Here is a 6,862-nt window from a genome sequence, read left to right on the forward strand (position 1 = left end):
AGCCGCAGGCCGGCCCTACGGCACCGGTCCCGAGTCGGGCTCTGGGCGGGGCCGACGGACCCACTTCAGCCCGTCCGGCGTTTGAGGACAAGCGGGCTGCAGGCCGGCCCGGGGGCATCGGGCCCGTGCTCGGTCCCGGGCGGGGCCGACCGAGCCATTCCAGCCCGTCCGGCGTTTGAGGACAGCCGGGCCGCAGGCCGGCCCGGTGCCGCCCGGCCCGAGCCCGGCTCTGGGCGCGTTTGAGGACCGGCCACCAAGACCGCTAGCCCGCCCCGCCCCCATGGACCGCATCGCGAAGCCGCTCCACGAGCAACTGCGGCTTGGCCGACCCCCACACGTTCCGCCCGAAGGCCACCCCGGCCCCGCCCGCCGCGACCACGCCGCCCGCCAACGCGACGACCTCGTCCTCACTGTCCGACTTCGGCCCACCCAGCGCCACCACCGGAACCGGACACGCCTCGACCACGGCCGCGAACTCCTCGGGCCGGCCCGGGCAGACGGTCTTGACGATGTCCGCCCCCAGTTCCGCACCGATCCGCGCCGCGCGCGCCACGTTTTCCGTGGTCCACGGCACGGCCTTGCCCCAGCCCCCCGGAATCATCTCCGCCATCACCGGCAGGCCGAGCTGCTCGCACTCCGAGGTCAGCCGGGCCAGCCGCTGCAACGACAGATGCTCGTCCGGCGCACCGGGGAAGGCCAGCACCACCACACAGTCCGCGCCCAACTTCAGCGCCTGCTCCGGCAGATGCATGATGTCGGTGACATCACCCGGCGCGAACTCGCCCAACTCCGAGGCACCACCGTCGATCCGCAACACCAGACCCGCATCGGCGAAGGTGTCGGCGTAGGCCCGAGCCAGATGCCAGGTGGCGAGCACCGCGTCCGGACCGCCCGCGGCGATCTGCGCCATCGGCTCACCCAGCGGCGGCCCCTCGCCCATGTAGGCGGCGTGGTCGATGGCGACGAACACGGCCCGGCCGTCCGCGCCGAACATCCGACGCATCCGCCGAAGCTTGCCCGCCCCGGTAGCGGAATAGGTCTGCACAGTCGTTCCCTTCGATCGTTCTCCACCCGAGTCGGCGGAGCCGAAAACACATTCAGTCCACGTCGGTGTCGGCGGACGGCCCCGGCCGCGCCGCATCGGCGCCCCCGACCTGCCGCTCGAACTCGCCCCCATCCCAGTAGTCCACGCGATGCGCCACCAACCCGCCCACCACCCGAAACCGGAACACCCCACGGATCCGCACCGGCTCGGCGGCCCGCGAGCCACGCGGCCGGCACGTCATCGTGTAGGCGAGCGCGGCCCGATCGCCGTCCACCAGCAGGTCCTCCACGACATAGCGCAACTCCTCGAACTCGGCCAGGAAGTGCGGCAGCCGCTCGCGATAGGCGGCCCGCCCACGCAGACTGCGCCCCAGCGCCGAGGTGTGCTCGTTGTGGAAGTCGATACTCACCCGGTCCGCGATCGTGTCCGGATCACCCCCGTTGAGCGCCGCGACATACGCCTCGACCGCCGCCCGAGTCCCCGCCGCCGCCTCACTCACGCATCGGCCCGCACGTCCCGACCGCCCCGAACATCCCCGCCGTCCCGGACAACCGCGACGTCCCCGCCATCCCCGCCCTCCCGCTCACCCCACAGCTCACGAACCTCCGCGAACACCTGCTGGTTGTGCGAGATTTCCACGACATTGCCGTCCGGATCCTTCAGCGCGCAGATGTAGCCCACCGGCGGCGGCACATCCATCGGCTCCCAGTGCAGGCAGCCGGCCGCACGCGCCCGCTCGGCGATCGTGTCCACGTCGCCCCGCGACGGCACTTCCATGCCCAGATGCGCGAACGGCGTCAGCTGCGGTTGCGGATTACCCCGGTCCTTGTCGAAGGCGACCAGGACCAGCACGAACGGCGTCTGTACCTGATTGGGATTGGACAACCACGCGTTGGCGCCGGCGTCGTCGCTGTGCCGCGACACGACCACCAGCGGGGTGAACGAGGTGTAGAAGTCGATCGCCGCCTCCAGGTCGGACGACGGCAGCGCGATATGGGTCCAGCGGGCCTCGGTCAACGTCGGTTCCATCGCGGTGGCTCCTCTCGGTCCGGTGTGGTGCGTGTGCTGCGTGTGCTGCGTGGGCGTGCTCCGTGTGCGTGCCGCCTGTGCTTGCGCCGCCGCCCGACGGCACTCAGTCGATCGGCCCGTCGAACTCGTCCGCCGCCAGCGGCGTCGCCACGTCCTGACGGATCTGCCGCATCATGTGCTGGGCGCGGCCCTCCCACGCGCTGGGCGGACCCACCCGATAAAACGGCGACCGCAGGTTGTCCATCAGCACGGTCACCATGTCGGTGTCCTCCTTGTTGGTCAGCTCCAGATTGACCAACTCCCGCTCCTGCACGTCGAGATCGTCGGTCAGCCCGTAGATCCGGGAGAACAGCCGGGTGCGATCGGGCGCGATGGGATCCGCCCGCACCATGATCAGCTGGGAGGCGTACGGCAGCGGCGTCAGATTGGGATAGACGAACTCCGCGTAGCTGCCCCGCAGATCCTCCTCACCCAGGTCGGTCCGACCCAGCGACATGTCGTACGCGTCGCTGTGCGGCTTGTAGCCGCTGGTGGTTCGCCCCTCGAAGCGCACCACGGTGTCCATCTGCTTGCGCACCTTGTTCAACCGGCGGTGCACGAAACGCACGTGGTAGTCGTCGTTGGAGTTCTCGACGAACGCCTTCCAGTTGAACGGATACTCCTCGTCCAACTCGCGGTGGTAGCGGTGGTAGTCACCGATCCGATACGCCGTGTAACGCGGCAGCAGCGGTGCGATCCACTCCTCGAACGACGACGCCTTGTGCGACAGGCACGCGAAGACGAGCTTGTCGAAGGCCACGTGCACCCGGATGGGGACCAGGCCGTACCGGTGCAGCGGGAAGTCCGAGCCGTACATCCGGTTCATGTCCGGAATCGACAACAGCGTGCCGTCGAGCCCGTATGTCCATGCGTGGTAGGGGCAGGCGAACGCCTTGCCACAGTTGCCCGCGGCGTCGAACGCGACGCCGGAGGCCCGGTGCCGGCAGTTGTTCAGGAAACCCTTGACCGAGCCGTCGCGCTGCTTGACCACCAGGACCGACTGGGCTCCGATCCGCCCGGTGATGAAGTCGCCGGGCCGGCGCAGGTCCTCGGTGTCGCCCAGCCAGATCCACGAGCGGGCGAACACCCGGATCATCTCCAGATCGAACAGGTCCCGATCCCAGACCTCCCAAGGCTGCAACATCTCGCTCGGCAGAGGGGCGTCCACCAAACCGTCGCCCTCGCGAGCGGTCGCGGTCCGGCGTTGTTCCGCCACCCGCTCGTCCAGGGCATGTTCCGCGGCCCCGATCCGGTCCGTCAGCACAACGTCCTCCCCGTCACCTGGGATGTTTGCGATACAGCCGAAGGTAGGCGGCGCGAATCGGCCCCGATATGTGCTTCAGGCACGAACAAACGGCCCTCGCGCTGCGCCCGGACCACATCGGTGCACACGTACCGGCGTGCCAGCCTCGGGGGAGCACGTCCGAAGCACGGCACCCTGGGAGGACACCCGTGGAGTACACCCCGCTCGGTCGCACCGGCATCCGGGTCAGCAGGCTGTGTCTCGGCACGATGATGTTCGGCGCGTGGGGCAACACCGACCACGACGCGTGCGTACGCATGGTGCATCGCGCGCTCGACGCCGGGATCAACTTCGTGGACACCGCCGACGTGTACGCGTTCGGGGAGAGCGAGCGCATCCTGGCGAAGGCGCTCAAGGGCCGCCGCGACGACGTGGTGCTCGCCACCAAGTTCGGCGAGGCAATGGACCCGGACGCGCCGCTGCGCCGGGGGGCCTCGCGGCGCTGGATCATGCGCGCGGTCGAGGACAGCCTGCGCCGATTGGAGACCGACCACCTGGACCTGTACCAACTGCACCGGCCCGACCCGACCACCGACATGGACGAGACGTTGGGCGCGCTGACCGACCTGGTTCGTCAGGGCAAGGTGCGCGCGATCGGCTCCTCCGCACTGCCCGCCGAGGCCATCGTGGAGGCGCGCTGGACCGCCGAGCGGCACGGGCATCAGCCGTTCGCGACGGAACAACTGGCCTACTCGGCCTTCGCCCGGCACGCGGAGCACGCCGCGCTGCCCACCTGCGGCCGACACGGTCTGGGCGTGCTGGTGTTCAGCCCGCTCAACGGCGGTTGGTTGACAGGCAAATACCGTATGGGACGGGCGGTTTCGCCCGATTCCCGCGCGGTGCGCAACGCCGAGCACTTCGACCACGCCGACACCACGATCCGCGCCGCGAAGACGGCCCTGGTCGAGGAGTTCGCCGCGATCGCCGACGAAGCCGGGTGCAGCCTCCCCGAGTTGGCCCTGGCTTTCGTCCTGGCCCACCCGCAGGTGACCTCCGCCATCCTCGGCCCGCGCACCCCGGATCAACTGGAATCCCAACTCGGCGCTTGCGAAGTGACATTGGCCTCGTCCACGCTGGCCCGCCTGGATGCGTTGGTACGCCCCGGTGCCGACGTCAATCCGGCCGATTCGCCCTACCCGCCGCCGGTTTCGCGCCCCGAGCGAGGCTGACACCGGGTGATCGGGGTCGCCCGCCGCGCGGTCGCCGGCGCGGTGGCGCGCGGGGAATGCGAGCGCTCGTCGGCGGAGCCGGGTACGATCCGACGATCAACCGCCTGGGGGGCCGGTCTGTACAGGGTTTCCGCAGGTGGGGGGTGTAAAATAGCCGTACTCGTGCATGCCTCGGATCGGTGGCGTGGGGGACCCCGAATGTCGGGCTTCCGTGCGCCGGACCGGGTAGACCGCCCTTCGCTCCGGTGGCGGTCGGCATGCCGTGAACGGCGTCTCTCCTAGGGGGTTCCGTGCACATACGTCGCATTCCCACCGAGCTTCGTCCGAGCGTGTCCGCCGACGAAGTGATCCCGGATTCGTTGGAATCGTCACTCACGGCGCCGCTCGCGTCGCACTTCGTACAGATCGTCGCGCACGAGGACGACGACCTGCTGTTCATGAATCCGGACATCCAGGCGGGGCTTTCCGCCGGGATATCCACCAGCACCATCTATGTGACCGCGGGTCAGGGCTTCAAGACCGGCGACGACGCGGCCGTGTACGCGGCCGGCCGGCAGGCGGGCGTACTCGCCGCCTACGCGCAGATGGCCGGGGTGAGCGGTTGTGACGGTGCCGCGGCCGGGCCGGCGGGGTGTTGGGACTCGACCGCGGTCACCGTACTCGGCCACACCGTGCAGAAGTTCGCGCTCAAGCAGCGACCCGACGTGCACCTGTTCTTCCTCAGCCTGCCGGACGGGCACGGCACGGAGGCCGGGTCGCTGGAGGGTCTGTTCGCGGGCACCGAGACCTCGCTCCAGACCATCCGGGTCAACGGCCAGGCGGCCGGGGTGGTCTGGCCGCAGAGCTACACCCGGGCCGACCTGATCAACGTGCTGCGGGAACTGCTGAGCACGCTCGGCGCCACCTCGGTGCGCATCCAGGACACCGCGCCCGACCCGAACCTGTTCCACGACCACGCCGACCACGTGGCCGCCGCCCGGTTCGGTGAGGCCGCCTACATCGCGTACGGCGCGACCAACAACCGGGTGTTGTTGGATCGGTATCGCGACTACAACATCAGCAACATGCCGGTGAACCTCTCGCCCGCCGAGAAGGCCGCCAAGTGGGCCACGGCCAACGTGTACATCGCCCACGACAGCGAGTTGGTGGGTACCGACCTGACCCAGTACGAGGAGTGGTCGAGCCGCGAATACCCGCGCTCACCGCGCGGCACGAACTGGATCGGCCGGGACTCGGCCGGGCGCCTGCGTGCGTTCGTCGTCCAGAGCGGCGACCTGCTGGAATGGTCGCAGGACGATGCCCTGGTGTGGAGCGGGCCGGTCACCCACGGCAACCCCGGTGGACCGCTGGACGCGGGCCTGACCGTCGCGGCGGACCAGGACGGCCGCCTGGAGGTCTTCGGCCAGCGGCGGGACACCGGCGAGATCGTCACCCGCTACCAACTCGGCGGTGGCGGCTGGTCCTGGGGTGCCTTCGGCAACCCCAACGGCGGTGCCAACGCGCTCCTGGTGAGCGTGCCGGCGGTGATCGCCAACGCGGACGGCCGACTCCAGTTCTTCGTCCGCAACGCGGGCGGCGGGATCAGCTCGCGCTGGCAGACCCAGGTCAACGGCGCCTGGAGCGGCTGGGCCGACATGGGCGGTTCGGGCATCCAGGGTCCGCCCACGGCGATCGTCACCGCCGACGGCCGGATCGAGCTGTTCGCGCCGACGGTCGACCACGTGCTGCACTGGTACCAGTCCACGCCCAACGGCGCGATGACCACGGACACCACCTTCCCGGTCGTGGTGCCCGCGAGCCGCCCGATGCCGGCCCGGGACCAGGACGGCCGGATCGAGCTGTACTACCGCCGGCAGGGCACCGCCGAGATCGCGGTCCGTTACCAGACCACCCCCGGCGGCAACTGGCCCGGCTCGACGGTCGTCGGCAGCGGCCAGTCCGGCATCGGCGAGCCCGCCGCGGTCACCGACGGCACCGGGCGCATCGTGCTGATGGCCCGCAACCGAGGCGGCGGCGTGAGCTACGCCCGCCAGAGCACGCCCAACAACGTGTTCGGCGCCTGGGTCGACCGGGGCGGCTTCCAGGTCGGTACGCCGGGCGCCGCGGTGGACCGCGACGGTCGGGTGGAACTGCTCATCGTCGACCCGCGCGGCCAGGTCCTGCACAGCCGCCAGGACGCCAACGGCGTGTTCCCGGCCTGGACGCTGATCGGCTGATCCGCCGATTCATCCATCGGTCCGTCAGGGCCGCGGCACCGATCCGCATCGACGCGGATCG

Annotated in this window: 6 protein-coding genes; 2 read left to right on the forward strand and 4 right to left on the reverse strand. The window is 70.2% G+C overall.

Going from position 1 to position 6,862, the window contains the following annotated elements; genetic code table 11:
• Window positions 1–262: 262 nt before the first annotated feature.
• The 4 genes from ACWGR4_RS43855 to ACWGR4_RS43870 form a co-directional block, all read right to left on the reverse strand.
• Window positions 263–1,045 (reverse strand): class I fructose-bisphosphate aldolase, encoded by a 783-nt coding sequence (locus ACWGR4_RS43855; protein WP_380011819.1) that lies wholly within the window; start codon window positions 1,043–1,045, stop codon window positions 263–265.
• 52 nt (window positions 1,046–1,097) lie between these two features.
• On the reverse strand, window positions 1,098–1,544 hold the full coding sequence (locus ACWGR4_RS43860) for a nuclear transport factor 2 family protein (RefSeq protein WP_452133150.1): 447 nt from the start codon (window positions 1,542–1,544) through the stop codon (window positions 1,098–1,100).
• Window positions 1,541–2,074 (reverse strand): VOC family protein, encoded by a 534-nt coding sequence (locus ACWGR4_RS43865; protein WP_452133151.1) that lies wholly within the window; start codon window positions 2,072–2,074, stop codon window positions 1,541–1,543. Before ACWGR4_RS43865 ends, ACWGR4_RS43860 begins: the two co-directional genes overlap by 4 nt.
• 103 nt (window positions 2,075–2,177) lie before the next feature.
• A complete protein-coding gene (locus ACWGR4_RS43870) occupies window positions 2,178–3,377 on the reverse strand; it encodes an aromatic ring-hydroxylating oxygenase subunit alpha (RefSeq protein WP_452133152.1) in 1,200 nt (399 codons plus the stop codon).
• Window positions 3,378–3,565: 188 nt separating this feature from the next.
• Between ACWGR4_RS43870 and ACWGR4_RS43875 the strand changes: the two genes are divergently transcribed.
• Both ACWGR4_RS43875 and ACWGR4_RS43880 read left to right on the forward strand, forming a co-directional pair.
• The gene (locus ACWGR4_RS43875) at window positions 3,566–4,585 is read left to right on the forward strand and encodes an aldo/keto reductase (RefSeq protein ID WP_380011807.1); all 1,020 of its coding nucleotides are present in this window, start codon (window positions 3,566–3,568) and stop codon (window positions 4,583–4,585) included.
• A 329-nt stretch (window positions 4,586–4,914) separates the two neighbouring features.
• A complete protein-coding gene (locus tag ACWGR4_RS43880; RefSeq protein WP_452133153.1) occupies window positions 4,915–6,801 on the forward strand; it encodes a PIG-L family deacetylase in 1,887 nt (628 codons plus the stop codon).
• The last annotated feature ends 61 nt before the right edge of the window (window positions 6,802–6,862 follow it).

Source organism: Embleya sp. NPDC055664 (assembly GCF_053618075.1).